We start from the raw sequence: 26,035 nt of genomic DNA, 5'->3' as shown, positions 1-26,035 counted from the left end.
GGGACGCGTCCCAAAATTCTCTATCTGACTACTGTCAAAGAAAAGCAGGAGGTTACAATGACACTCAAACACATACACATCATTCAAATATTGCTGATAGGGATAGTTCTTTTTGTTGCTGGTCCCGCATTCGCAGATGAGAATGAAATCTTTAAAAAATCTTGCTCCAAACTTAACGCAATCCAAGAGTTTGTTTTTGGTGCTGCTTACGTAATTGGGGCCATCGGCCTTGTGGTTATCGCAGTTTCTGCGTTCTTGGGTCGTTTCAAGTTCGCCCATCTGATTGCTTTGGGGGGTGGCCTTTTCATTGTTGCGATGGCTGACCTTCTCCTAAGTTTCATAACCGGCGACAAAGGGGGATTGGACTCGTGCGCAAGTTCCTAATAGCCACAGCAGTAGGGGCGACGCTTGCGTCGCCCGCTTCTGCGTTGTGCTCCTGGGTTCGCGTAGCGCCGGACCCGACGGGGTGCCAAGGAACAATCCCAAAACACAATCCAGAGGACCGGACGGAGTTCGGTCAATTGTGTATTAGGTTCGATACGCACGGGGTTTATTATTACCCGCCGTTGGCGCCGGAAGGCGGGCGGCTTGTTTATGAAGATATGAGATACCTGGGGTATTTCAAAACTCACAAAAAAGTATGCTCATAGCTTTGAGAACAGGCCAACCCGACCTATCTTTTTCTGGTCTAACCTTGTGTGAAAGTTGGGCGGCACAGAAGACCCTACCGAGGCAAATCGGTAGGGTCTTTTTCATCTGTACATCCAAGAGAAAATAACTAGCTCGCGTCGCTTTGGACTGCCTCTTGTTCCGAACTCTTTCGCCTTTGCATTGCCCGCAGCCCGTTGCAGACTGCTTTCCAAGAGGGAATCGACGCCACGCACACAGCTTGCGCTTGAACATTCCCTGGTACTGACAAAGTTGGGGGCAGGAGTGTTCGAAAGCTTAACCGATAAAGGATTTGATATTGCTATCCGCAACCACGCCGGAGCGATTTTGTCCGTCGATTTCCCTGAAATATCGGGCGAACTTGAAAAAGCGCTTCTGGAAGTAGAGATCCCAGCCGAAGAGCTCATCGGCTCGGGGGGCGGTGAGGCACCTTCTACGCAGCGTCTACGGCGTCGGCTCTACGAAGTGGAATGGCCCAAACATAATTTCGATTTTCGCCTGATAGTCGATGGCAAAGAAACCGTCTCTAACAGCCACGAGATTGACCATGTCAGATGGTCGGAAACAGGAAACATTGCCCTTGAAATCGAATGGAACAACAAAGACCCATTCTTTGACAGAGACCTGGAAAACTTTCAAAGGCTCCACGCTCAATCAGCAATATCGGTGGGTGTCTTGATTACGCGAGGAGCGAGTCTTCAAGAAGGTATGCTTGGCATTGTACAGCGTTGTATTGAAAAGCACGGTTTCATAGATGAGAGCGAGATGGTTGAAGCCTTCGGGATGAAGGACAGAACCAAGCGTCAAAGAGAAGCTGTTCAGAAGCTACTCGACAGACAAACGCCCTTCTCTGAGGCGTTTGCCAAGCAATTTGTGAACGATAAATTTGGTCAAGCAACAACGCACTGGAGCAAGCTCAAGGACCGAATAGATAGGGGTGTAGGCAACCCGTGCCCGCTTTTGCTAATCGGCCTACCGGCGTCCGTTGTTAAGGAATGACTACTCGGCGGCAGGAGCCGAAGAATTATATGCGTAGGTTTTCCAAGTTGGCTTGTAATCATCTTCGGCTTGATTTCCCCAAACCGTCCAGCCTTTACGCTTGCCACGACCAAACAACTCCAAGTACGGCCCCCAAGAGCACGACTCGATAATGTCGTATTGTTCATCGGGCTTACGGCTGTGCTCTCGTTTACGAGTTTTCAATAGGTCACTGTCCGGCTCTTCAGCTTCAATGAAATTGACCTGACTCCGGCCAGGTTGAAGTGTGCGCACATCTTTCCCCCGCGTTCCAAAGAGGAGGATTTCCGTAACATTGCGGAAATAGAAGCCCACGCCACGGCCATCAGGGCCGCCATCTTTGCGGATCTTCTCCCAAACGATATTAGATTTATATTGAAAGCCCCAGGCATCCAGAACCTTAAGACCTTCCGGCAACAAGGCATTGGGAACCCAGAGATAGCAATGCGCTCTGTCTTCCAAGTGTTCGGAAACAGGAAGCTCACAGATTTCTTCCAAGGTCATCGTAGGGTACCGTGCGAGCCGCTTGTGTTCGGGAGCAATCTTACCGGTGCGGTTCTGGAAACGCCAAGGCGGGTCTGCCATAACAGTCGCGAACCGGTCGCCTTTCAGAAATGAGCGCAGGTCGTCAGACGCAGTCATAGAGCCCCCCTTGTTTTCTTTGTTTTGGTTTCTTTCACTTGTAGAACAATATCTGGTAACCGGCAATTCACGATAGCCGAAATATGTCAAAAATCGGCTAAACAAGGCTCAAAAACCCAGAACGCCGCGATGTTCACCGGTTACGAAAGCGCTGAGCGAGATTTTAGACTTGGAACAAGCGCCGTTCCCACGACGCTAAGAAGCTATACCCTAACTGGTCGCGGTGCGGAGTGGTGTCAGCCAAGACCGCGAGCTTAGGATCCTTCTTCAACGCATCTCTGAACTTGAAAAATGCTTCTTCATTATCGAACGAAACTGCGAACCCTTTGTGGTAAGCACGGCCTTCATATAGGCCAAGCCAATCCACAAATTCCGACTTCTCAGAGAAGTTTTTGAAGTATCTGTGCGAAAGACGCATTCTCGCTCACTCCTACCACCCCCTACGCCCCGCACCACTGAACGAGCAAACGAGGGTATACCGGCAGAAAGAAGATGGCGCACCCAGTAGGATTCGAACCTACGACCTTCGCCTTCGGAGGGCGACACTCTATCCAGCTGAGCTATGGGTGCCCTGATTCCCGCAGTATCTGTGCGGAAAACTGTGCGACTTCTTCTATCGTGCCTCTTTTTATCTTTTCCTTCAAGCGCTTTGCTGAAACGACTTCCGCCTTCGGAGGGCAGCGCTCTATCCAGCTGAGCTACGGGTGCGTGCGAGGGTCTATAGGCGATCCGGTGCCGGGCTGCAATGCATTCCGAACGACCGATCGCGGGAAATTCACGAGGCCCTTGCGTCAGGCCGGCGCGCGCGCGCCGGGAACGGCGGCGTGGCGGCCTGACGGGTCATCCCAGCAGGTCGTGCGCCAGTTCCAGCGCGTCGATCAGCGCGTCGACCTCGGCCCGGGTGTTGTACATGCCAAAAGAGGCCCGGCAGCTTGCGGTAATGCCGTAATGGGCCATCAACGGCCCCGCGCAATGATGGCCGGCGCGCACCGCCACGCCCTTCTTGTCGAGGATGGTGGAGATGTCATGCGCATGCCCCGCCCCGGCCATGGTAAAGGAGAAGATCGCCCCCTTCCCCGCGGCATTGCCCTGCAAGGTCAGCCAGTTGCATCCTGACAGCCGCGCCTGGGCATAGGCGGCCAGATCGGCCTCATGCGCGGCGATATCGGCCATGCCCACGGACATCATGTAGTCCAGCGCCACGCCCAACCCGATGGTCTGGACGATACCGGGGGTACCGGCTTCGAACTTCATCGGCGGATCGGCATAGGTCACGGCGTCCTTCGTGACCTCCCGGATCATGTCGCCGCCGCCCATGAACGGGCGCATCTCGGCCTGCCGCTCCGCGCGGATATAGATCGCACCCGAGCCGCTGGGCCCATACAGCTTGTGCCCGGTGATCGGGTAGAAATCGCAGCCCAGATCGGCCACGTCCACCGGGCCATGCACCGCGGCCTGAGAGCCGTCCAGCAGACTGGCGATCCCGCGCGCGCGTGCGGCGTGGCAGATGCTGCGTGCATCGGTGACGCTGCCCAGAACGTTGGACATGTGGGTCACGGCGACCAGCCGGGTGCGCGGCCCCATGGCGGCGATGACCTTCTCCGGGTCCAGGGCGCCATCGGCCTCCACATCCACCCAGACCAGCTTGATCCCCATGCGTTCGCGCAGGAAATGCCAGGGCACGATATTGGCGTGGTGCTCGGCCACCGACAGGACGATCTCGTCACCGGCCTGCATATGTTCCATCGCCCAGCCATAGGCGACCAGGTTGATCCCCTCCGTCGTGCCGGAGGTCAGCACGATCTCCTCCTCCGAAGGGGCGTTCAGGAACCGGGCGACGGTACCGCGCACGGCTTCGTATTTTTCGGTCGCGAGGTTGGAGAGGTAGTGCAACCCGCGGTGGACATTGGAATATTCATGCGAATAGGCCAGCGTCACCGCGTCGATCACGGCCTGCGGTTTCTGGGCAGAGGCCCCGTTGTCGAGATAGACCAGCGGCTTGCCGTTGACCTCCCGCGAGAGGATCGGAAAATCGCTTCGAATGGCATCGACATCGTACATCAGATCGTTCCCTGGGGCGTCACCCCGACAAGCGTGAGCAGCACCGCCAGAAACATCACGGCGGCGATGAAGGACAGGCCGATCACGGCCAGCCCGCGCAACAGGCTGGAGAAGCCATGCGCCTCCGTCACCAGGCAGGTGACGATATAGAGCCCCCAGACCCCCACGGCAAAGGAGGCCAGCGCGGCCAGCGGCGGCAGGGCGAGGCTCAGCAGCGAGACCCCGATCTGTGCCACCAGGCGCAGCACCTGTAGCCAGATGGTGACCCGCAGCAGGGTGTCGAAATCACCCTGCCCGCCCAGCATCCGCCCGGCCAGCGTCAGCGTGGCCGACGACAGCAGCAGCGCCACCCCCACCACCAGCGTCAGGGCGACGGGCCCGTCCAGCGGCGCGGTCAGGAATTCTGCCGGCAACAACGCCCAGTAGAGAATGCCGTTCAGGATTGCCAGCAGGGCCAGAAGGCTCCAGCCCGCGTCACGCGGCAGGTGCATCCGCACCAATTGCGCCCCGGCGGCACGGGGATCCAGTATCGTCTGCTTGCCGAATTCGACCCAGTTCACGCCTGGCCCTCCGATTGCCGGCCGAATTCGGCCACCCGCATTCCCATGCTCCAGAACCACAGGAACAGGGCCAGGAAAACCAGCCCTGTCAGATCCTTGGCCGCACCAGGCCCGACGAATCCCGCCGTCAGCCCCCACAGCAGATAGGCCGGCATCGCGGCCACCAGCGCCCAGGACAGAACTGCGCGGGCGGCGGCGAAACTGCCCTGCCCGCCCAGCGGTTTGGCCACAAGATGCGCCAGCGCCGCCAGCCCGTAAAGCGCCAGCGGCAGCAGAAACAGCAAACCGAACAGCGTGTTGGTCATCAGCATATCCAGCTCCTGGCCGGTCTCGAAAGCCTGGCGCGACAATTGCGGCCATTGCGCGACGAAGATGGTGGCACAGCTCCCCATCATCATCACCAGCGTCCGGTCCTCACGCGGGGCCGGATCCAGAAGGCGGCGCGCCACCTGGCCCGGCCCGCGATAGGTCGCGGCGATATTGCGAAGCAGCGACACCCCGGATCAGCCCGCGCGGCGCCGTTCCAGCCAGGACCAGAGCCGCGCGCTCAGCAGTTCTGCCAGGTCGTCATCATCGATCTCCTGCAACGCCTCGGCCAGGAAGGCCAGGGTCATCAGGTCCTGCGCCTCGGCCAGCGGTACGCCGCGCGCGCGCAGGTAGAACAGGCCTTCCTCGTCGATCGCCCCCGAGGTGGAGCCATGCGAACAGGCCACGTCATCGGCATAGATTTCCAACTCCGGCTTGGCGTAGAACTCGCTGTCGCCATCCAGCAGCAGCGATTGGCTGATCTGGTAGCCGTCGGTCTTCTGCGCGCCTTCCTTGACCAGAATCTTGCCCTGGAATACCCCAACGGCGCCGTTGCGCAGAACCTTCTTGAACACCTGCCGGCTTTCGCAATTCAGGGCGTCATGGGTAATGAACACGGTGTCGTCATGGTGAAAATCGCCATCGCCCAGACAGGTGCCGGCGACATGGGCCACAGCATCGTCACCCGTCATCTCGATCACGCAATCATTGCGGGTCAGCGCGCCGTTCATCGTCATGGTGAACGACTTGAAGGTGCTTTCCCGACCCAGCCGGGTGAAGATATGCGTGGCGGCCCGGCGGGCATGGTCCCGGCCCTGCGCGCGCACGTGGTGGAAAGTCGCATCATCCGCGACCTCGACCTCAAGAACATGGTTCAGCCGGGCGGCGGCCGGGCCGCTTTCCAGCAATGTCAGTTCCGCGTCCTGTTCCAGCTTCACCACGTGGTGCAGCATCGCGTCGGAGGTCGTCGCCTCGTGGCGATAGACAACCGAGATCGGGCGCGGCGCGGTACCGGTGACGCGGATCAGCAGGCCATCGGTGGCATAGGCGGTGTTCAGCGCGGCCAGCGGCCGGCTGACTGGGTCTTGCCCGCGCGCCTCCAGCGTGCCGTAATGGGCTTGCGCCCAATGGATGTCGGCATCGCTCTGCGCCAGCCGCTCGATGCTGACACCCTCCAGTTCCAGCGGGTCAGAGGCCTGAGCGTCGAACACCCCGTCCACGAAGACGAGGGTCAGGGCGTCGACCCCGTCGAAAGTAGGGACATCGCCCGCCTCCGCTTCGACCGGCGCGGCCTCGGGGGCGTCGGGCTGCACCAGGCTTTGCGGCCTGGTGTATTTCCAATATTCATCGCGCGCGCCGGGCAGGCCCGCGGCCTGCACCCGCGCCAGCGCCTCGGCTCGCGCGGCGGCGGACCAGCCCCCCGCCGGCACGGGGCCAAGCGCGGCCAGCCGCGCGTCGGTGGCGTCCTGTTTGACCTTGGGCAGCGTCATGTTCACGCCTCCTCCGCCAGGATATCGGCATAGCCGTTCTTCTCGACTTCCAGGGCCAGTTCCGGCCCGCCGGTCTTCACGATGCGGCCATCGGCCATGATATGCACCACGTCGGGTTTGATGTGGTCCAGCAGGCGCTGGTAATGGGTGATCACCAGAAACCCGCGCCCGGCGTCCCGCAGAGCGTTCACCCCGTCGGACACCAGTTTCATCGCATCGACATCCAGCCCGGAATCCGTCTCGTCCAGGATGCACATCCGTGGCTCAAGCAGGGCCATCTGAAGGATCTCGTTCCGTTTCTTCTCACCACCGGAGAAGCCGACGTTGACAGGACGTTTCAGCATGTCCGCGTCGATCTTCAGCTCCTTGGCCTTCTCCCGGATCAGCTTGAGGAAATCGGCGGCGCTCATCTCCTCCTGACCGCGGGCCTTGCGCTGCGCGTTCAGCGCCGTCCGCATGAAGGTCATGTTGCCGACGCCCGGGATCTCCACCGGGTATTGGAATGCCAGGAACAGACCGGCGGCGGCGCGTTCCTCGGGCTCCATGTCCAGCAGGTCATCGCCATCCAGCGTGGCGGCGCCGCCGGTCACCTCGTAGCCGTCGCGGCCCGACAGCACGTAGGACAGCGTCGATTTCCCCGAACCGTTGGGCCCCATGATCGCATGGACCTTCCCCGCCTGGACCTCAAGGTTCACACCTTTGAGGATCTGCTTGTCTTCTTCTTCAAGTTTGACGTGCAAGTCACTGATATTCAGCATATTTAATTCCTTCTTCACGCAACGCATCAAGCGCGCTTTCACGCAACGCCTAGGCGCGCGTCATCATTCGAATGACATCCCCGAGACGGTCCGCGGGGATGGGCATGGGGGTGACGTCGAAAACCGCCAGACGCCCGATGAGGATCGGTGCGCCCAGGAAATCTTCGACCTCGTGATATTGGTCACGGTGCCGATAATCGTCGATCAGCAACGTGACGGGACGGGTGATCCGAAACGCGGTGGCCAGCGCGCAGCCGGCCCGGAACCGGCCATCGACCAGCACCACATCGGGGTGGGTGAAATCGTCGCGATCCCAGATCCCCAGCGGATAGCTGGCAAAGCGTCGCCACCCGGCTTCGGACTTGGGGTGGCCCCATTCCCTGGTCGGGCCGATATCGGCGTGGTGCAGCACCACCTGGGCGCGCGGTGGATTGTCGTCGAACCAGGCGGCGATCCCGTGCAGGAAATCGGCGTCGCTTTCGACCGAAAAGACCTGTTTGCCCGGCAATTCCGCCGCCAGAACGGTAGAGCCGCCAGCACCATATTCCAGGATGACCTCCGCCTCCTGATAGGCCGTGCGCAATGCCGCGCCTTCCCGTTCGGGGAAGGTAAAGGCCGGGCGCGTGGCCGAAGAGGATGCGGCGGCCGGTGTCACTGGTCGATCACCACGGCGGTGCCGGAGATCGACACCATCAGCATCGAGTCGCCGACAACCTCGTAATCCAGGTCCACCCCCACCACCGCATTGGCGCCAAGCGCCCGGGCGCGGGCCTCGATCTCGCGCATGGCGACGTCGCGGGCATCCTGCAACTTGGCCTCGTAAGCGCCGGAGCGACCGCCGATGATATCGGTGATCCCGGCAAAGAAATCGCGGACGACATTGGCGCCCATGATGGCCTCGCCCACCACCAGGCCGCGATAATCGCGGACCGGGTGACCTTCGATCGTGCTGGTGGTCGTGATGATCATGCGCTGTCCTCCTGCGCCAGGGTCCGGGTCAGTTCCGCTGCCCGGTCGGACGGGCAGACAAGAAAGTTTCGGTTCGCCTTGTAGCGGCTGTCCTCGTGCAGGACGGTGTATTCCTGCGCCGCGAGCCATCCGGCAAAGGCGGCGTCGTTATCGGTATCCACCTCAATCTGCATCACAGGACGGGCGCGGCGTATCGTATCCTCAAGACCGGAAAGCACAGCGATTTCCATGCCTTCCACGTCGATCTTGATGAAGTGCGGCAAGACATCCGCCAGCATGGCGTCGCCGGTCCGCATTTCGAGATCGCCCGCGCCTTCCAGCATCCGGGCAGAGCCGAGGTTGCGCGCCTTCTCCGCCATGCCGAAGCCATCGGAGGGACGATCGGACAGGCCGAAGCCGAGATGGTCCAGCGTCACCACATCGGCCAGCCGGTTGACCAGCACGTTCTGGATCAGCAGGTCGTAGGCCAGCACATTCGGCTCGAACGGGATCACCCGACCGGCGCCCAGGTGCAGCGCGGCGAAGAGACTGTGATTGCCCACATTCGCCCCGATATCCACGAAACACCCGCCCGCCGGCATCAGTCCGATCAGCCGCCGCAATTCGTCCTGTTCGTAAAAACGCCCCTTGCGGTGGTTGCGCTGGATCGGATCGTTTTCCATGCGGGTGCAGAAGATCACGGGCCGATCCAGCGGCCGGGCATGGACCAGTTGCAGCGGATCGCTGACATCCGGCCGGCCCAGGGCCAGGCGTTTCGACAAACGGGCGACGCGGTCGATCATCAGCCGACGGAACCTTCCAGCGAGATCGCGACAAGCTGTTGGGCTTCCATGGCAAATTCCATCGGCAGGGCTTGCAGCACCTCCTTGCAGAAGCCGTTGACCACCAGGGCCACCGCTTCTTCCTCGTCCATGCCGCGCTGACGGCAGTAGAACAACTGCTCGTCATCCACCTTGGAGGTCGTCGCCTCGTGCTCCACCCGGCTGGAATTATTCTTCACCTCGATATAGGGCACGGTATGCGCCCCGCAATCGGATCCGATCAGCAGGCTGTCACACTGGGTGTAATTGCGCGAATTCTTCGCCTTGGGATGCATCGACACCAGCCCGCGATAGGTGTTCTGCGCCTTGCCCGCGCTGATCCCCTTGGACACGATGCGCGAACGCGTGTCGCGGCCCAGGTGCACCATCTTGGTACCGGTATCGGCCTGCTGCATGTTGTTGGTGATGGCGATGGAGTAGAATTCGCCCTGGCTTTCGTTGCCGCGCAGGATGCAGGAGGGGTATTTCCACGTCACGGCGGACCCGGTTTCGACCTGCGTCCACATCACCTTGGCCCGGTCGCCCCGGCAATCGGCGCGTTTGGTCACGAAGTTGTAGATGCCGCCCTTGCCCTCTTCGTCACCGGGGAACCAGTTCTGAACGGTGGAATATTTCACCTCCGCGTCTTCCTCGATGATGATTTCCACCACGGCGGCGTGCAGTTGGGCCACGTCGCGCTGCGGCGCGGTGCAACCTTCCAGGTAGGAGACATAAGACCCCTTGTCCGCGATGATCAGCGTGCGTTCGAACTGGCCGGTGTTCTCCGCGTTGATGCGGAAATAGGTGGACAGCTCCATCGGGCAGCGCACTCCGGGCGGCACGTAGACGAACGACCCGTCGGAGAACACGGCCGAATTCAGCGTGGCGTAGAAATTGTCCGACACCGGCACAACGGAGCCCAGATATTTCCGCACCAGTTCGGGGTGTTCGCGGATCGCCTCGGAGATGGAGCAGAAGATCACACCGGCCTTCTTCAGCTCCGCCTGGAAGGTGGTGCCGACGGACACGGAATCGAACACCGCGTCCACGGCGACCTTGCGTTCCGGCGCGCCGTCGCGGGCCTCCGCCGGGGCGGCCTCTGCGCCCTCGACACCTGCCAGGATCATCTGCTCCCGCAGGGGGATGCCCAGTTTCTCGTAGGTTTCCAACAGCTTGGGGTCCACTTCTTCAAGCGACTTGGGCTTGGACTCCATGCTCTTGGGGCGGGCATAGTAATATTGGTTCTGGAAGTCGATCCGGGGGTAATCGACCATCGCCCAATCCGGCTCTTTCTTCTCCAGCCAGCGGCGATAGGCGGCCAGGCGCCAATCGGTCATCCAGTCCGGTTCATCGTTCTTTTCCGAGATCAGGCGGACGATATCTTCGGACAGGCCCAGCGGGGCATATTCCATCTCGATTTCGGTGTTCCAGCCGTGCTTGTAAGTGCCGACGGCGGCAACGGCATCCACCGTTTCCTGATCGACGCCTTCCTTGACTTCGGGCGTATCCATCTTGCTCATGACCAATCCTTTCGGTCTGCGATCACGCCGCACGGGCGCGGTGTTTCTTTCGCTGGGCCAACCAGGCATGGGCGAAACGATCCACGTCGTCGCTCCGCGTCTCCGGCCCCAGGCTGACGCGGATCGCACTGGCCGCGTCGGTTTCGTCGAATCCCATGGCGCCCAGCACCCGGCTGGCGCGCACCTTGCCGCTGGAACAGGCCGATCCGGCGCTGATCGCGAATCCGGCCAGGTCCATCTGCATCACCTGCGTTTCCCCCTTCCAGCCCCGGGAGACAAGGCAAGACGTATTGGGAAGTCGCGGAACTCCGGCGCCGGGGATCGTCAGGTCCGGGGCGGCCTCGTGTAGCCGGGCCTCCAACCGGTCGCGCAGGGCGCCGACCTCGTCCCAGCGGCCCTGATCCAGATCGCGGGCGGCGGCGGCGGCGGCGGCGCCGAACCCGGCGATGCCGATGATGTTTTCCGTTCCGGCCCGGCGCCCCATCTCCTGGCCGCCACCTTTCAGCTGCGCGGCCAGATCGGCGCCCCGTTTCAGAACCACAGCGCCGATCCCCTTGGGCCCGCCCAGCTTGTGCGCGGAGATCAGCGCCATCTCGCAGCCCAGCCAGTTGAAGGCCATGGGGATTTTCCCGAACGCCTGGGTCAGATCCGACACGGCCAGCCCCTGCGGCAGGGACTGGATGATTCCGGTTTCGCTATTTGCGACCTGCACGGAGGCGACATTCGCATCGGGAATCTGCACGGTTCCCTGGGGGGTGACTTGCAGATCCTCGACAATCCAGGCGGAAACGGCATCATGTTCGACCGCCGCGCCATGCAACCCCCGCCCGGCATGGGCAAGGGCCGCCGCCTCGGTCGCGCCGGAGGTGAAGACCACGTCGGCGCCATCGGCGCCAAGCGCGCTGGCGACCTGGGCGCGGGCCTTCTCCACCAGCGATTTGGCCAGCCGTCCCTCCGCATGAACAGAAGAGGGATTGCCCACCAGATCCATCGCATCGACCATCGCCTGCCGCGCCTCGGGGCGCAGCGGCATGGTGGCGTTATGGTCCAGGTAGACGCGGTTCACGTCTCGTCCACCACTTCGAGTTCCAGCAGGCTGGGCACCGCGCGGCACGGTGCCAGGCCGTTGTTGATCACGTCCTTCAGGGTCGCGGCGTGCAGAAAGACATAGACATGCGCCGACAGGCTTTCCCACAATCGATTGGTCACCGACTGCGCGCGGCTGCCCGATTGGCCACCGCTGGCGCCGGCGCCCTTGTGCAGCGCATTCACCGTCTCGTCCACGGCGGCCAGGACATCGGCGACGCGAATCTCCTCTGCCGGACGCGCAAGACGATAGCCACCCCCCGGTCCGCGAACACTTTCGACCAGCCCCGCGCGCCGAAGCTTCACGAACAGCTGTTCGAGATAGGGCAAGGACACGGACTGGCGCTTGGAAATCTCCGCCAGGGTGACAAGGCCGGGCCCTGTCTGCAAGGCGATATCGGCCAATGCCACCATCGCGTAGCGGCCTTTGGTACTGAGTTTCACACAAACCCCCTTCGCCCACGGGTTGAATTCATTGACCTTGCCAGCGGCACGGCTTATCTCGCTTGAAGCCCGAGCGGGTATTCCGCCGGTTTAGAACATTTCTAAGGTGCTTGAGAAAATTCGTCAAGAATAGAGCGCCCGAGAGATCGCCAAGGAGACAAGCACCCCTATGCCCGAGGTCATCTTTCCCGGACCGGAAGGTCGCCTGGAAGGCCGCTATCACCCGCAGAAGGAAAAAGACGCGCCCATCGCCATCGTGCTGCATCCGCATCCGCAATTCGGCGGCACGATGAACAACAAGGTCGTCTACAATCTGCACTATGCCTTCTACAACATGGGCTTTACCGTGCTGCGGTTCAACTTCCGTGGTGTCGGCCGGTCGCAGGGCGAGTATGACCAGGGCGTGGGCGAGCTGTCGGATGCGGCCTCCGCACTGGATTACCTGCAATCCATGAACACGAATTCCAAGCATTGCTGGGTCGCGGGCTTCTCCTTCGGGGCCTGGATCGGAATGCAATTGCTGATGCGCCGGCCGGAGATCACCGGCTTCATCTCCGTGTCGCCCCCGGCGAACATGTACGATTTTTCCTTCCTTGCGCCCTGCCCGTCCTCGGGCCTGATCGTCAATGGCAGCGCCGACCGTGTCGCGCCGCCCGCCGACACCCAGACCCTGGTCGGCAAGTTGCAGGAACAGCGCGGCATCACCGTCACCCATGACCAGATCGACGGCGCCGGCCACTTCTTCGAAGAGCCGCATATGGACACGATGATCGACAGCGTCACCGGCTACGTCAAACGCCGCCTGACGGAGACGACGCGCTGACCCATGTCAACACTTGACGATCTGGCCCGCAAACTGGCCGATGACACGTTCAAGGCAATGGAGGCGCTCGACAACGACCGCCTCTACGTGGAGGTCGCCGAAATCATCGGCGCCTCCTCCCAGACCCTTGAAGAAGCCTACCTGACCGAGGTCCGCGTGCGCCTGGCCTACAAGAAAGCGCGCGGCTTCCTGGTCCGCAAGGTCAAGGCACATCAGGCCGGCAATGGCTGACACGCCCGATCCCCGCCTGACCGCCCAGCTGGATTTCCTGACCCAGGCCGACCGCCTGAAATCGGTGCTGCGGCAGACGACGCTTTGCGACGGCTCCCGGCGGGAGAATTCCGGAGAACATTCCTGGCACCTGGCGCTTTATGCCATGACCCTGGGCGAACATGCGCCGGAGGGTGTGCAGATCGACCGGGTGATCCGCATGCTGCTGCTGCATGACCTGGTGGAGATCGACGCCGGCGACGTGCCGATCTATACCCAGAGCGCCGAAAATGCCGACGCCATCGCCGCCGCGGAAGCCCGCGCCGCCGACCGGATCTTCGGCCTGCTGCCCGCCCCCCAGGCCCGTGAGTTCCGTGCCCTGTGGGACGAGTTCGAAGCCGCGCAAACCCCTGACGCCCAATTCGCCAAGGCGCTGGACAGATTCCAGCCGCCGATCCAGAACATCGCCTCCGCCGGGCAAAGCTGGCTGGACCAGGGCGTGACCTATGACATGGTGGACAGCCGCGTCGGCCGTGTGGTGCGCCGGTCCGTTCCGGCGCTGTGGGATCACATTTCCGGAACCGTAAAGGCGCTGCTGGCGCGATAATCCCGGAACAGGCGATCGGCCGCCGCCGCGATGCCGCGATCGGCATGACCGCGCAGCGCCTCCAGCAATTGATCCACCGGGGCCGCCAATTCAGGCCGGTCGGCACCATCCATCAGCAACGGCCCCAATGTGACCCGCACCATCGCCGCAGTGTCCAGCGCGGGCAGGAACAGGCGGTCATGCGGGGTCTCTTCGCCACCACCGGTCATCGCGGTATTGACCGACATCATCACCCGCCCCATGCGGCGCAGCATGTCCACCGCCGTACCGGGATCGTTCACCCCGGGAGACAGCGCGCGCACGCCGATCTCCGACAGGCACAGCAGGCCGAATTCCGGGTCCTGGTCGAAATTGCGCAGGCTGCCCAGCAGCAAATTGTCCCGCACCGCCTGTTTCAGCCTGTCGTCATTGCGATCCACGCGGGCCAGCACCTGCCCCTGGTAGACGAATTCCCCCACCGGAAGGGCCAGCCAGACATGGCCTTCCGCCGTTTCAGCGGCCTCCTGCAAGACGTCCTGGTAAACCTGCCGCAAATAGCCCGAGGTCTCTGCCCGCACCGTGATCGCCGCCGCCGGAACCCGGTCAGGGTCCAGCACCCGTGCGCCCAGGGTAGGAAACCGGCTGCGCAGGGTCAGCGCCTGCGCGGTCCGGTCCTCGATCCGCTGCGCCGTCTCGATCAGGCTGCCCAACATTTCCAAATGGGAAATCCAGCGAATGATCGCCGTCACGATCAACACCACCACCAGAACCGTCACAGCGAACAGGACGACCAGCTCCTCGGCGCGGAACACATCCATGTCACGCAGGATGATTGCCATCAGCGCATAGAGATATGCCCCGACAAAGGTCGCCAGAACGGTGTGGGTGGTCGTGTCCTCCAGCAGCATCTGGTGGGCGCGCGGCGTCCAGGCGTTGGACACCATACGGTGCGCCGCCGCCATCACGGTCAGGGAGAAGGTCGTGACCGTCAGCATCGAATTCGCGATGATGCTCAGGACGTTGTCGACCGCCTGGGCGGAGATCAGCCCGTCCAGCTCCGGCGGGAGGAAGGCGCCGACGATCTTGGCCAGCGCCACGGCCAACACCACAAGCGCCGCGATCAGCAGCACGCGCACCAACAGCCTGCGGGAGAAAGCATGCAGCTTCCGTAACGTGGAGGAGATCATTTCGCGGCGGGGCCTGTCCATCGGCGTCTTTCTGCTGCTTCTCCCCTTCGAACCTAGCCCGCGCCGCGCCGTGTCCAGCACCACAGGCAGATCAATTCGGTCGCCACATGCGCGCCTGCAACCGCCGTGATCCCCGCCGGATCAAACGGCGGAGAGACCTCGACCACGTCGCCGCCCTTCAGGTCGATCCCCGCCAAACCGCGCAGGATCGCCGCCGCCTGGGCGGAGGTCAGCCCGCCCCAGACCGGAGTGCCGGTGCCCGGAGCATAGGCCGGATCAAGGCAGTCGATATCGAAAGTCAGGTAGCTGGGCGCATCGCCGACGATGGCACGCACCTTCTCCGCCACGGCCCGAGGGCCGGTCTCGTGCACCTCGGGGGCGTCGATGATATTCATGCCCCAGCTGTCGGGATTGGTGGTTCGGATGCCCACGTGCACCGACCGTGCCGGATCAATCAATCCCAGCTGAATGGCCTTGTAGACAAAGGTGCCGTGGTCGATCCGCGACATGTCATCATCTTGCCAGGTGTCCGAGTGGGCATCGAACTGAATCAGCGCCAGCGGGCCATACTTCTCCGCATGGGCCCTGAGGATCGGGAGGGTGACGAAATGGTCGCCGCCAAGGGCAATACTGGCGGCCCCCTGCGATAGAATACCGGTGATATGGGCCTGCAACGCGTCGGGAAAATCCGCGACCTTGGCATAGTCGAACGCCAGATCGCCATAATCGGCGATGGCGAATTCCCCCAGCGGATCGAAATCCCAGCCATAAGGCGGGTCGTAGGGTTGCAACGTCGAGGCCTCGCGGATCGCGCGCGGCCCCAGCCGCGTGCCGGTCCGGTTGGTCACCGCCTGGTCAAAGGGAATACCCGTGATGGCGATATCGAACCCGTTGAGATCCTTTGTATATTTCCGCCGCAGAAAGGAAGTCGCCCCTGCAAAGGCATTCTCGTAACTCAGCCCGCGCGGATCGCGCCGGGTAAAGGCTCCGTCAATCTCGGTCTTTGCGTCTTCCAGCGCCATCCGGCCCTCCTGTCGCGCGCCACCTTGGGCGGGATTCCTGTTGTCCTTGCCGCAGCAGTCGCGACATTTCAAATCTTTCAGTGCCTTACAATCCATATCTGATGTAACGCATCCTCGGCCAAAGGCGATCCACCGCAAGCCCGGACCGCGCCGCAAACCGGTGCGCCGCAGCTTGGTCCGACCTCTCTTGGAACTGTTGCCGCGCCTCGCTAGATTGCCAGCAAACAGCAAACCGCCGGAGGCCGCAATGCCCGAGCCAAGCGCCGATCCCATCCATGACACCGCGCCGGGCCTGCCCCGCCTGCTGGAGGTGATGCGCCGCCTGCGCGATCCCGAAACCGGTTGCCCCTGGGACATCGAACAGGATTTCGCCAGCATCGCCCCCTACACGATCGAGGAGGCCTACGAAGTCGCCGATGCCATCGAACGCGGCAGCATGGCAGAGCTGGAAGGCGAGTTGGGCGATCTGCTGCTCCAGGTCGTATTCCATGCCCGCATGGCCGAGGAACGTGGGGATTTCTCTTTCGATTCAGTCGCCTCCGGGATCGCGGAGAAGATGATCGCCCGTCACCCGCATATCTTCGGCGATGAAAGCCGGGAGAAATCCGCCGAACAGCAGACGCGCGATTGGGAAACGGTCAAAGCCGCCGAACGCGCTGCCCGCGCCGAGACCGGCGTACTGGACGGGGTCGCCTTGGGACTACCCGCTCTGATGCGTGCGGCAAAATTGCAGAAACGCGCCGCCCGCGTCGGGTTCGACTGGCCCGACGTGGGAGAGGTTCTGGACAAGATCAGCGAAGAAGCCGCCGAATTGGTGGAGGCGCGCGACACCCTGACCCAGCGGGAGGTAGAGGAGGAAATGGGCGATCTTCTCTTCGTTATGGCCAATCTCGCCCGTCATCTGGATGTTGACCCGGAGGTCGCACTGCGCGGAGCGAATGCGAAATTCACTCGCCGTTTCAATGCAGTAGAAGCCGAACTTCGCGCAATGGGTAAAGAACCCTCCCAATCGGACCTAAGCGAAATGGACGCCTTGTGGGACGCGGCGAAGCGGCGCGAGAAAGCTGCCGCGCAATCCTGACTTAAACACTCATCATTGACCCGAGAAAAAAACTCGGATTTAACGTCGCCAACCTTCAACGAGCGACCAAAGGAGACGTCATGTCTGTTCTCGCCCGCATGATTCCCGCCCTCGGCCTTGCCGGCCTGACCGCCCTGCCCGCCATGGCGCAGGAGGTGAACCTCTATTCCTACCGTCAGCCGGAACTTCTGAAACCGCTGACCGACGCCTTCACCGAAGAGACGGGCATCGCCGTCAACGTCGCCTACCTGGACAAGGGCATGGTCGAACGTCTCAAGGCCGAGGGCAGCCGCTCTCCCGCCGATCTGGTCTTCACCGTCGACATCGCCCGCCTGCAAGCCGTGGTCGAATCCGGCGTCACCCAATCGGTGCACAGCGACACCCTGTCCGCCAACATACCCGCGACCTACCACGACCCTCAGGGGCATTGGTGGGGCCTGACCACCCGCGCCCGTGTCGTCTACGCCTCCAAGGAGCGTGTGGCGGATGGTGAGGTCACCAGCTACGAAGATCTCGCCGATCCGAAATGGGACGGCCGAATCTGTACCCGCTCCGGCACCCACCCCTATAACGTCGCCCTGGTCGCCGCATACCTGCACCACCACGGCGAAGAGGATACGCTGACCTGGTTGGAAGGTGTCAAATCCAACCTCGCCCGTAAGCCGCAGGGCAATGACCGCGCCCAGGTCAAGGCGATCTGGGCCGGCGAGTGCGACATCTCCATCGGCAACACCTATTACATGGGAAAAATGTTGCAGGATGATGAACAAAAGCAATGGGCCGACAGCGTTCGCATCGTTTTCCCGACCTTCGAGAACGGCGGCGCCCATGTGAACATCTCCGGCGTCGCGCTCACCGCCTCTGCTCCGAACAAGAAGAACGCCATCAAAATGATGGAATTCCTGTCCTCGCCCCAGGCCCAGGAAATCTACGCGGAGGCGAATTTCGAATATCCCATCGCCCCCGACGCAGAAGCCACCCCGCTGGTGCAAAGCTGGGGTGAGTTCGAGGCCGACGACGTCAACCTCATGGACCTGGCCCAATTGCGCCCGCAGGCGCTAAAACTGATCGAACAGGTTGATTTCGACGGCTAAATCCGCCATTCAGCCTACCTGAACGGCCCGGCCCCGCAGCCGGGCCGTTTTTGTAGTCCGCTCGCCGGCGCCAACCCCGGCGCCCCTATGGCGAGCCCCCCAATCATGGCCGGACCGTGGAAGAAATGGCCACGTTCTGCGCTGCCCCGACCCCGCGTCATAAACGCACCTCTTGCGCCTGGGCGTCTGGTCAAGCCATGCCAGCCGGTATAGCCCCGTGGGTGACCGACCTCTGACCCGGGCCCTCATGCGCAACCCCCATCTCTCCGGCATCGCGCTGCGTCTTCTTTCCGTCTTTCTGATGACGGCGATGTCTGCGGCGGTTCACGCACTCGGTCACCGGGCAGAGCTGGGGCAGATCATGACCTGGCGCTCGGCCGTCGCGTTGCTCCCCATCCTTGCCTACATGCGCCTGCGCGGCGAATTCCCCAACGGGTTGCGCAGCAAACGCCCGGTGTTGCATTTGACCCGCGGCCTGTTTGGCGCCCTGTCCATGGCCCTCTCCTTTGTTTCTCTCACCTATTTGCCCGTGGCCAATGCACAGGCGCTGGCCTATCTCGCGCCGGTCCTGACCCTCCCCCTCGCCGCGGGTCTGCTGGGCGAACGGATGAGCCGCAGGGTGCCCCTGGCCGTTGCCCTGGGATTTGCCGGAGTCATCCTGATGCTCTGGACCGCGTTGGAATTTCCCGGTGACGGCGCCCTGGTCGGATTGTTGGCGGGCCTTGGATACGCCCTCACCATGGCCTTCGTCCGGGTGCACATCAAAAGCATGACCGCCACGGAAAGCGTTGCCGCCATCGCGTTCTGGTTCGCGATCGTTTCCGCCGCGGTGGGGCTGGTTCTTTCGCCCGATCCGTTCGCGAATCTGGCGTCGGGCGACATGGTTATCCTGACGGCCGCCGGCCTTCTTGGCGGGGCTGGCCACATCGCGGCGACGGAGGCCGTCGCCCGCGCCCCGGTTTCGACAATCGCCCCCTTTGATTTCAGCGGGTTGATCTGGGCCGTGGTATTCGACCTGGTTCTTTTCGGCCTGCTGCCCGGAGGCATCGGGATTGTCGGAATGGGCGCGATCCTGGCTGCGGGCGCGATGGTGATGGCGCAACGCCCCGCAGTTTCAGCACGCTGAGTGCCCCCTTCTGGCGGAACGCGCATTTCCCCGTTCTCCCCAACGGAGGCGACATCTTCTGTCGCATTCAGACAGGCCACCCGGGGTTTCACGCCGCAGGCTGAGGATGGCGAGACCGGGAGAATGGCATGAAAACGACGACGCGTGTGGTGGTCATCGGGGGCGGCGTTGTCGGCTGCTCCGTCCTTTATCACCTGACGAAGCTGGGCTGGTCCGACGTGATGCTGCTGGAGCGGTCGGACCTCACCTCCGGCTCCACCTGGCATGCGGCGGGCGGGTTCCACACCATCAACGGCGATACCAATATGGCGGCGCTGCAAGGATATACCATCCGCCTTTATCAGGAGCTGGAGGAGATCACCGGCATGTCCTGCGGCCTGCACCACGTCGGGGGGATCACCCTTGCCGACAGCCGCGACCGGTTCGACATGCTGCTGGCCGAGCGGGCAAAGCATCGGCACATGGGATTGGACACGCGCATCGTCACCCCCGCCGAGATCGCGGAAATCGCGCCGATCACCAATCTCGACGGGATCATCGGGGCGCTCTACGATCCGCTGGACGGGCATCTGGATCCTTCGGGCACCACCCACGCCTATGCCAGGGCCGCACGGCTGGGCGGGGCCACGATCGAAACCCATTGCATGGTGCGCGAAACCAACCCCCGGCCGGACGGAAGCTGGGACATCGTGACCGACAAGGGCACGATTCATGCAGAGCATGTGGTGAATGCTGCCGGCCTTTGGGCGCGGGAGGTGGCAGCGATGGCGGGTGTCTATCTTCCCTTGCATCCTATGGAACATCATTACCTCGTCACAGACGAGATCGCAGAAATTCGTGAACGAAAGGTTGAGCATCCTCATGTGATGGATCCCGCGGGCGAAAGTTACCTTCGACAAGAAGGGCTTGGCCTGTGTATCGGATTTTACGAAAAGCGCCCGAAACCTTGGGCCATCGATGGAACACCGTGGAATTTCGGGCACGAACTGCTGCCCGATGACCTCGACAAGATCTCTGATTCGATCGAATTCGCCTATCGCCGCTTCCCCGTGTTGGCGGAGGCCGGGGTGAAACGTGTCATTCACGGGCCATTTACATTTGCCCCGGACGGCAATCCGCTGGTCGGGCCCGTGCCCGGCACCCGCAATTACTGGTCCGCAGCCGCGGTCATGGCAGGGTTTTCCCAGGGCGGCGGCGTCGGTCTGATGCTGGCCCAATGGATGGTCGAGGGGGAGTGCGAACGCGACGTCTCAGCGCTGGATGTTGCGCGGTTCGGCAAGTGGATCGGGCCAGGATACACCCGCCCCAAGGTGATCGAAAACTACCGGAATCGGTTCTCCGTCGCCTATCCGAACGAGGAATTGCCCGCCGCGCGTCCCTGCCGCACGACACCTATGTATGAGATTTTCGACAAGATGGGCGCAGTCTGGGGCCACCAATATGGGTTGGAGGTCCCGAACTACTTTGCCTCCGGCGACGAACCGCGGTTTGAGACGCCCAGCTTTCGACGGTCGAACGCATTTGCGGCGACCGCCCGCGAAGTTAAGGCGGTACGTGAGAAAGTCGGCATAAACGAAGTCCAGAACTTCGGAAAATATGAAGTCCAGGGACCGCAAGCCCGAAGCTGGCTGGACTACGTCATGGCAGGACGCGTTCCCCAGCCGGGGCGGATCAGCTTGTCGCCGATGCTGGGACACAGCGGTCGCTTGCTGGGCGATTTCACAATCTCTTGCCTGGGCCCGGAAAATTACCGCCTGACAGCCTCTTACAGCGCACAAGCCCAGCATATGCGTTGGTTCATGCAGAACATGAGAAGTGGCGTAGAAGTAACTAATATTTCTGATATTTCCACTGGATTTCAAATCGCCGGCCCCCATGCGGCCAATGTGTTGTCAGCCTGCGTTCGCGATAACCCTTCGGAAATGCGTTTTCTGGATATCAGGCGGATGAGCGTGGGCATGATCGATTGCCTGGTGCAGCGGATATCCTACACCGGGGATCTGGGGTTCGAGATCTATTGCGATCACATGGATCAGCGCGCGCTCTGGTCGGCCCTGTGGGATGCGGGGCGCCCATACGGGATGCAACCATTCGGAATGAGGGCGATGATGTCGCTGCGGCTCGATCGGCTGTTCGGCGCCTGGCTGCATGAATTTTCGCCGGATTACACCGCGGCCGAAACCGGGCTGGAGCGGTTCATCGCCTTCGGCAAGAATTCCGATTTCATCGGACGCGCGGCTGCCGAGGCCGAAAAGATCAACGGACCGCAACGCATTCTTAACGGTTTCATCGTAGAAGCCGAGGACGCGGATGTTCACGGCTTTGAACCGATCTGGCTGAACAACAAGGTCGTGGGCTTCTGCACATCGGGCGGCTATTCGCATCACCTGGGCCTGTCGATTGCCCAGGGGTTCCTGCCAACGGATGTGATGAAACCGGATCTGGAGGTGGAAATAGAAATCTTGGGCCAGCGCCGCCACGCCAGGCGGATTGATACACCCTTGTTCGATCCTGACGGAAGCCGAATGCGGGGGTGAAAACGCTGCAAGATGATGGCGATGCTATTCTTTGCGCAGGCAAAGGGAAAGGCGAATGCCCTCGGCGCTTCGCACTGTCAGATGCGCTACGGGAACCGGCGGTTCGCCGGCAGGAGAAACGCGAAACTGCCGCAGGATAAAGGAAAGGAGAAGCGGCCCTTCGACCATGGCAAAACCGGCCCCGGGACAAACGCGAGCCCCGGATGAAAACGGCATGTAGGCCCCTCGCATACAGGCCTTCCCCTCGGCCGTTGCGAACCTTCCAGGATCGAACTCGTCGGGACGGTCCCATATGCGTTCGTGCCGCTGTTGGTGCCAGGGGCTGAGCACGATTTGCGATCCCGCGGGGACGGCGCGGTCGCGGAACCGTTCAGGGCAACGCGCCTGACGGACCATCATCGGGACAGGCGGATAAAGACGCAGAGCTTCGCGAAACACATCCCGACTGAACCGCAACCGCGTGACGTCGGAAAACGTAGGAGACGTACCCAATTGCTGCCCCTCTTCCGCGACCCTGTCCTGCCAATCAGGATGCGTCGCCAGAAGGTACAGCGTCCATCCCAAGGCAGAGGCGGAAGTCTCATGTCCGGCCAGAAAGAAGATGGCGACCTGATCTACCATCTCTTCGGTGTCGAAAGTGTCGCCGGAAACGGGATCCTGCGTGGTCATGATCTTGGTCGCCAGATCGTCGGGGGCGGAGCCAGCGCGAATATCGCGCATCCGTGCCGCCGTCAGCCGGGTGATCAGACCACGGATGCGTTTCGCGGCGGCCCGCGTTCCCCGCCGATGCAATCGCGGCATCCAGCGCGGCAAGGGGACAAAGGCCGCGATGTTCAGGATCGGGGCGCTGCGTTGATAGGCCCGGAACTCGTGAAAGACCTCTGTCGCGATCTCATGTTCGATCGGGATGGAGAACAAGGTGCGGAAGATGACGTCGGCCGCCGCATGGCTGGCCTCTTCCTCCACCTCGATTACCTGACCTTCACGGGCTGCCAGGCGGGCGACACAGGCCTCCGCCGCAGCTACCATGGCGGGGAAGGTATCTTTCAAACGGCCTCCTTCGAAGGCCGGGTCAATGATGCGGCGTTGGCGTTTCCAGGTCTCACCATTGGTGAGGAAAACGGAATTGCCCAATAACGGGCGCAACCCCTCCGCGATTCGGGCAGACTTGGGGAAATCGTCGGGCCGCGACCTGAGGACCTCTGCCACCAGGTCGGGCTGATTGATCAGAAAGGAGCGAAAGAACGGCGTCCGGAATTCGGCCATCCATGCGCGGTACAATCGCTGCGGCTGGGCAGACAGGATGTCTTGCCGAAAGAGCATGGCATAACGCCAGAGCGATACCTTTCCCGACCGCGCCGCCGGTTTCGGCGGCAGAGTCTTCTCAGGCTTTCGGGGATCAACGCTCATGCGGATTGCGCGGTGAATCTGTTCACCGCCCGTTCGATCCGGGATTTCGAAGCTGCGCGCCCCGCGTATCTCGTAGCCAGGCGAAGCGGACCGGCCGTGATCCGGAAATAATCGTAGTCGCCAGGTCGGTCGAAGGCGCAGAGGTACTGAAAATGCAGTCGAAAGAACCGCCAGCGCAGTTCTTTCCACCGTCCAGGGCTGAGGGTCTGCGAAAAGGCGGCCGAGACGACCAGCGGCCAGCGCTTGCCTGCCGGGGCGACACCTGAGACCGCGACAGGGTCGCACAGGGCGAAGGCACAGCCATCGCCCGGCGCGGTCACATCCATCCAGGTTATTTCGCCACTCTGCGAAAGAAAGGCCAGATCGGCCCGCAACCGCCATGCCCGCGGCAGGAAGGACATCATCGGAACCACCTGCCCCAACGAGAGGAAGGCCAATGCCGGGCCGTCCGCGCGTACCCGGCCGGCCCGGATCAGATCCGACAGAACGGAGATCGCCAGATGCGCGCCGGACGAATGGCCGACGACCAGAACTTCATCGGCCTCTTCCGCCAGGGCGCCGGCGATGGCGGACCCGAATTCGGCCATCCGCGCCTCCAGCTCCGGCGGGTTGGCACCGCCCCAGCGGGCGGAGAACGCGTAATCATGCATCAGGTAATAGGCGAAAAACCGGTTGTCCCGACGCCGGAACCAGATCAGCACCGGGATCACCGCCGACGCGCCGATGGCCAACCCGATCCAGGGCGCAACGCCGCCCGCACCGGCGAGACGGAACGCGGTGGCGGTCAGGACACCGGTAGCCCACCCCACCAGCAGCGCCAGGACCAATTGCAACAACAGCATGCCCACGGGGTACAACGCAGCGATCACGGGACCCTTGCGCAGGCGCATCAGCCGGAACAGCGCGCCAGTGGCGACATAGGTCCAGACGGTTCGGGCCAACTGCGCATAGGTGGCAAGGATAGACGATGCCATGCTGTCGCGCACGATGTCGGACCAGACCAGCACGTCGACCTCGGTGGTTGTGCTGTGCCCCTCCATCCGGGACTCGACGTGCCAGCCGTAAGTCGCGGCGCCCTGACGGGGGCGCAGCGCGATATCGTAGCCGGAGATCGCGGCCTGTGCGGCAGCTTCCTTGCGGTACAATTCGCGGTAACGGCGGGGATGAATAGGATCGTAGCCGGGGATGTAGAACACCCGCCTGCGCGTCACCTCAGCCTGTGCATCCTGCCTGGTCATGCCTCACCTCTTCTCGGTGAGGATATCGGGAAAATCCGGCTGGAAAAAGGCCTTAGCCAAGCGTTGCGAGGGCAGGAAACATTTCCAGCAGCCAGTAGGAGAAGCGGGAAAACCCACCCGTCAGCATCATCAACCCGATGGTCCAGAGCAACAGGCCCATCACCCGTTCGATCTGCTCCATGTGACGTTTCATCCAGGACAAAGTGCCGGTCAGGCGCGGCAGGAAGGCCGCGACCAGGAGGAAGGGCACCCCCAGGCCAATCGCGTAGACCGCCAGCAGGGCCGTGCCACGCGCCACGTTGGCCTCGGACGCCGCAAGGGACAGGATCGCGCCGAGCTGGGGGCCGATGCAGGGCGTCCACCCGAAAGCAAAGGCCAGGCCCAGCAGGTAGGCCCCGAAGGCGGAGCCGCCCCGGTCCCCGGCATCCATCCGCGCCTCCCGATCCAGAAAGCCGATGCGATAGACGCCCACGAAATGCGCGCCAAAAACCATGACCATAAGGCCCGCGAAAGTGTTGAACCAGCTTTGCCAGGACAGGAACACCGCCCCCAGGGCCGAGGCGGCAAAGCCCAGAAGAAGGAAGACGGTAGACAGGCCCAGGACAAAGAACAGCGCCGGCAGCAGGGTTCGACCGCGTGCGCCCCGGTTGCCCATGTCATTGAGCGACACGCCCGACATATAGGCCAGGTAGGGCGGCACGATGGGCAGAACGCAGGGGCTGAGGAAGGAGACAAGTCCCGCCGCCAGCGCCACGATGATCGCGGGCAGCAGCCCCGCGTCGATGATATCAATCCCGAACATGGACCCTCTCTACCGCGCGGTACGGGTGTCGTCACCGGGCAGACTGTCACATCCCTGTGTGCGCCTGCGGGACCGCTTTCGGGGTGTGCTACGCGTTCTGCTGCCGACCCGCACAAGGCCAGCGAAACCATCCGAGTTGCGGTAAGGCGGCGATGGATTTCAGCAATGGGCCGCGCCCGCCGCATATCCCGCGCAACTGCACGCAGTTCATCACTTCTGGCAGGCGTCCGGCCTGGCGCGCGGGGCGAAGCGCTGGAATGCTGGACAGGTTGCGCCGGCTATCCTATGCGCAGCACATGAATGCTGAAACGCTTGATGCCCGTGGGATGCTCTGCCCCCTGCCCGTATTACGGGCGCGCAAACGGTTGATGTCCCTTGCCTGCGGCGCGGTACTGGAGGTCTGGACGGACGATCCGGCCGCGATCATCGACATGCCGCATTTCTGCGCCCAATCGGGGCACGCATTGCTGTCTTCCGAGGAAATCGCCACCGGTCACCGGTTCCGCATCCGCAAGGGCGCCACTGAGCGCTGATTTCCACCCTGCCCCTCCTTACGCAAAAGCCCCGAAGGATGAACCTTCGGGGCCTTGGTCTTGC

At 62.3% G+C, this 26,035-nt stretch carries 27 protein-coding genes and 1 tRNA gene; 10 read left to right on the top strand and 18 right to left on the bottom strand.

Features of this window, described 5'->3' with window-relative positions; all coding sequences use genetic code 11:
- Window positions 1–57: 57 nt before the first annotated feature.
- Together G5A46_RS13440 and G5A46_RS13435 are read left to right on the top strand one after the other, a co-directional pair.
- Complete coding sequence (locus G5A46_RS13440; protein ID WP_163850106.1) at window positions 58–384, top strand: TrbC/VirB2 family protein; 327 nt, start codon at window positions 58–60, stop codon at window positions 382–384.
- Between the two features lie 549 nt (window positions 385–933).
- Complete coding sequence (locus tag G5A46_RS13435; protein ID WP_163850104.1) at window positions 934–1,668, top strand: BglII/BstYI family type II restriction endonuclease; 735 nt, start codon at window positions 934–936, stop codon at window positions 1,666–1,668.
- Here G5A46_RS13435 and G5A46_RS13430 read toward each other — a convergent pair whose 3' ends face one another.
- The 13 genes from G5A46_RS13430 to iscR form a co-directional block, all read right to left on the bottom strand.
- A complete protein-coding gene (locus G5A46_RS13430; RefSeq protein ID WP_163850102.1) occupies window positions 1,669–2,328 on the bottom strand; it encodes an MT-A70 family methyltransferase in 660 nt (219 codons plus the stop codon).
- A gap of 493 nt (window positions 2,329–2,821) precedes the next feature.
- Window positions 2,822–2,898: transfer RNA gene (locus G5A46_RS13425), tRNA-Arg, on the bottom strand.
- A gap of 270 nt (window positions 2,899–3,168) precedes the next feature.
- On the bottom strand, window positions 3,169–4,389 hold the full coding sequence (locus G5A46_RS13420) for a cysteine desulfurase (RefSeq protein ID WP_163850100.1): 1,221 nt from the start codon (window positions 4,387–4,389) through the stop codon (window positions 3,169–3,171).
- Complete coding sequence (locus G5A46_RS13415) at window positions 4,389–4,949, bottom strand: YIP1 family protein (RefSeq protein WP_163850098.1); 561 nt, start codon at window positions 4,947–4,949, stop codon at window positions 4,389–4,391. Before G5A46_RS13415 ends, G5A46_RS13420 begins: the two co-directional genes overlap by 1 nt.
- Entirely contained in the window at window positions 4,946–5,446 is a 501-nt protein-coding gene (locus G5A46_RS13410) for a YIP1 family protein (protein WP_163850096.1), read from the bottom strand. Before G5A46_RS13410 ends, G5A46_RS13415 begins: the two co-directional genes overlap by 4 nt.
- 6 nt (window positions 5,447–5,452) lie before the next feature.
- The gene (locus G5A46_RS13405) at window positions 5,453–6,745 is read right to left on the bottom strand and encodes a SufB/SufD family protein (protein ID WP_163850094.1); all 1,293 of its coding nucleotides are present in this window, start codon (window positions 6,743–6,745) and stop codon (window positions 5,453–5,455) included.
- Between the two features lie 2 nt (window positions 6,746–6,747).
- Window positions 6,748–7,503, bottom strand: a complete 756-nt coding sequence (gene sufC, locus G5A46_RS13400; RefSeq protein ID WP_163850092.1) for a Fe-S cluster assembly ATPase SufC — start codon at window positions 7,501–7,503, stop codon at window positions 6,748–6,750.
- 49 nt (window positions 7,504–7,552) lie between these two features.
- The gene (locus G5A46_RS13395) at window positions 7,553–8,158 is read right to left on the bottom strand and encodes a hypothetical protein (RefSeq protein ID WP_163850090.1); all 606 of its coding nucleotides are present in this window, start codon (window positions 8,156–8,158) and stop codon (window positions 7,553–7,555) included.
- Window positions 8,155–8,472: a heavy metal-binding domain-containing protein gene (locus tag G5A46_RS13390; protein WP_163850088.1), complete on the bottom strand. Its 318-nt coding sequence runs from the start codon at window positions 8,470–8,472 to the stop codon at window positions 8,155–8,157. The genes G5A46_RS13395 and G5A46_RS13390 overlap by 4 nt, the downstream gene beginning before the upstream one ends.
- Window positions 8,469–9,254, bottom strand: a complete 786-nt coding sequence (locus tag G5A46_RS13385) for an FkbM family methyltransferase (RefSeq protein WP_163850086.1) — start codon at window positions 9,252–9,254, stop codon at window positions 8,469–8,471. The genes G5A46_RS13390 and G5A46_RS13385 overlap by 4 nt, the downstream gene beginning before the upstream one ends.
- The gene (gene sufB, locus G5A46_RS13380; RefSeq protein WP_163850084.1) at window positions 9,254–10,792 is read right to left on the bottom strand and encodes a Fe-S cluster assembly protein SufB; all 1,539 of its coding nucleotides are present in this window, start codon (window positions 10,790–10,792) and stop codon (window positions 9,254–9,256) included. Before sufB ends, G5A46_RS13385 begins: the two co-directional genes overlap by 1 nt.
- Before the next feature lie 22 nt (window positions 10,793–10,814).
- Complete coding sequence (locus G5A46_RS13375) at window positions 10,815–11,858, bottom strand: cysteine desulfurase family protein (RefSeq protein WP_163850082.1); 1,044 nt, start codon at window positions 11,856–11,858, stop codon at window positions 10,815–10,817.
- Window positions 11,855–12,322 carry a Fe-S cluster assembly transcriptional regulator IscR gene (gene iscR, locus G5A46_RS13370; RefSeq protein ID WP_163850080.1) on the bottom strand — a complete coding sequence of 156 codons (468 nt, stop codon included), beginning with the start codon at window positions 12,320–12,322 and terminating at the stop codon, window positions 11,855–11,857. The genes G5A46_RS13375 and iscR overlap by 4 nt, the downstream gene beginning before the upstream one ends.
- A 169-nt stretch (window positions 12,323–12,491) precedes the next feature.
- Between iscR and G5A46_RS13365 the strand changes: the two genes are divergently transcribed.
- From G5A46_RS13365 to G5A46_RS13355, 3 genes are read left to right on the top strand one after another with little or no spacing between them, the layout of a single operon-like run.
- Window positions 12,492–13,145, top strand: a complete 654-nt coding sequence (locus G5A46_RS13365) for an alpha/beta hydrolase (RefSeq protein ID WP_163850077.1) — start codon at window positions 12,492–12,494, stop codon at window positions 13,143–13,145.
- Between the two features lie 3 nt (window positions 13,146–13,148).
- On the top strand, window positions 13,149–13,376 hold the full coding sequence (locus G5A46_RS13360; RefSeq protein ID WP_163850075.1) for a hypothetical protein: 228 nt from the start codon (window positions 13,149–13,151) through the stop codon (window positions 13,374–13,376).
- Entirely contained in the window at window positions 13,369–13,962 is a 594-nt protein-coding gene (locus G5A46_RS13355) for an HD domain-containing protein (RefSeq protein ID WP_163850073.1), read from the top strand. The genes G5A46_RS13360 and G5A46_RS13355 overlap by 8 nt, the downstream gene beginning before the upstream one ends.
- Here the strand turns inward: G5A46_RS13355 and G5A46_RS13350 are convergent.
- Window positions 13,923–15,149, bottom strand: a complete 1,227-nt coding sequence (locus tag G5A46_RS13350; protein WP_239520906.1) for a DUF2254 domain-containing protein — start codon at window positions 15,147–15,149, stop codon at window positions 13,923–13,925. The two genes, G5A46_RS13355 and G5A46_RS13350, sit on opposite strands and share 40 nt — an antisense overlap.
- A gap of 32 nt (window positions 15,150–15,181) precedes the next feature.
- Entirely contained in the window at window positions 15,182–16,150 is a 969-nt protein-coding gene (gene speB / locus G5A46_RS13345; RefSeq protein WP_163850071.1) for an agmatinase, read from the bottom strand.
- A gap of 247 nt (window positions 16,151–16,397) precedes the next feature.
- Between speB and mazG the strand changes: the two genes are divergently transcribed.
- The 4 genes from mazG to G5A46_RS13325 all read left to right on the top strand — a co-directional run bounded on the left by mazG (window position 16,398) and on the right by G5A46_RS13325 (window position 21,988).
- On the top strand, window positions 16,398–17,231 hold the full coding sequence (gene mazG / locus G5A46_RS13340; RefSeq protein ID WP_163850069.1) for a nucleoside triphosphate pyrophosphohydrolase: 834 nt from the start codon (window positions 16,398–16,400) through the stop codon (window positions 17,229–17,231).
- Between the two features lie 80 nt (window positions 17,232–17,311).
- Window positions 17,312–18,325: a Fe(3+) ABC transporter substrate-binding protein gene (locus tag G5A46_RS13335; protein ID WP_239520903.1), complete on the top strand. Its 1,014-nt coding sequence runs from the start codon at window positions 17,312–17,314 to the stop codon at window positions 18,323–18,325.
- A gap of 247 nt (window positions 18,326–18,572) precedes the next feature.
- Window positions 18,573–19,451 (top strand): DMT family transporter, encoded by an 879-nt coding sequence (locus tag G5A46_RS13330; RefSeq protein WP_163850067.1) that lies wholly within the window; start codon window positions 18,573–18,575, stop codon window positions 19,449–19,451.
- A 128-nt stretch (window positions 19,452–19,579) separates the two neighbouring features.
- Window positions 19,580–21,988, top strand: a complete 2,409-nt coding sequence (locus tag G5A46_RS13325) for a GcvT family protein (RefSeq protein ID WP_163850065.1) — start codon at window positions 19,580–19,582, stop codon at window positions 21,986–21,988.
- Between the two features lie 24 nt (window positions 21,989–22,012).
- Here the strand turns inward: G5A46_RS13325 and G5A46_RS13320 are convergent, their stop codons facing one another.
- The 3 genes from G5A46_RS13320 to G5A46_RS13310 all read right to left on the bottom strand — a co-directional run bounded on the left by G5A46_RS13320 (window position 22,013) and on the right by G5A46_RS13310 (window position 25,438).
- Entirely contained in the window at window positions 22,013–23,311 is a 1,299-nt protein-coding gene (locus tag G5A46_RS13320) for a cytochrome P450 (RefSeq protein ID WP_239520901.1), read from the bottom strand.
- Window positions 23,312–23,394: 83 nt separating this feature from the next.
- Entirely contained in the window at window positions 23,395–24,636 is a 1,242-nt protein-coding gene (locus G5A46_RS13315; RefSeq protein ID WP_163850061.1) for a hypothetical protein, read from the bottom strand.
- Window positions 24,637–24,688: 52 nt separating this feature from the next.
- A complete protein-coding gene (locus G5A46_RS13310) occupies window positions 24,689–25,438 on the bottom strand; it encodes a cytochrome c biogenesis CcdA family protein (RefSeq protein ID WP_163850059.1) in 750 nt (249 codons plus the stop codon).
- Window positions 25,439–25,695: 257 nt separating this feature from the next.
- On the opposite strand from G5A46_RS13310, the gene G5A46_RS13305 reads away from it, so the two are divergent.
- On the top strand, window positions 25,696–25,971 hold the full coding sequence (locus G5A46_RS13305; protein ID WP_239520899.1) for a sulfurtransferase TusA family protein: 276 nt from the start codon (window positions 25,696–25,698) through the stop codon (window positions 25,969–25,971).
- The last annotated feature ends 64 nt before the right edge of the window (window positions 25,972–26,035 follow it).

It is taken from the genome of Pseudooceanicola aestuarii, from assembly GCF_010614805.1.
Classification (GTDB): Bacteria; Pseudomonadota; Alphaproteobacteria; order Rhodobacterales; family Rhodobacteraceae; genus Pseudooceanicola; species Pseudooceanicola aestuarii.
Note: the sequence above shows the minus strand (reverse complement) of the source record. Positions and strands in the feature narration are given on the sequence as shown.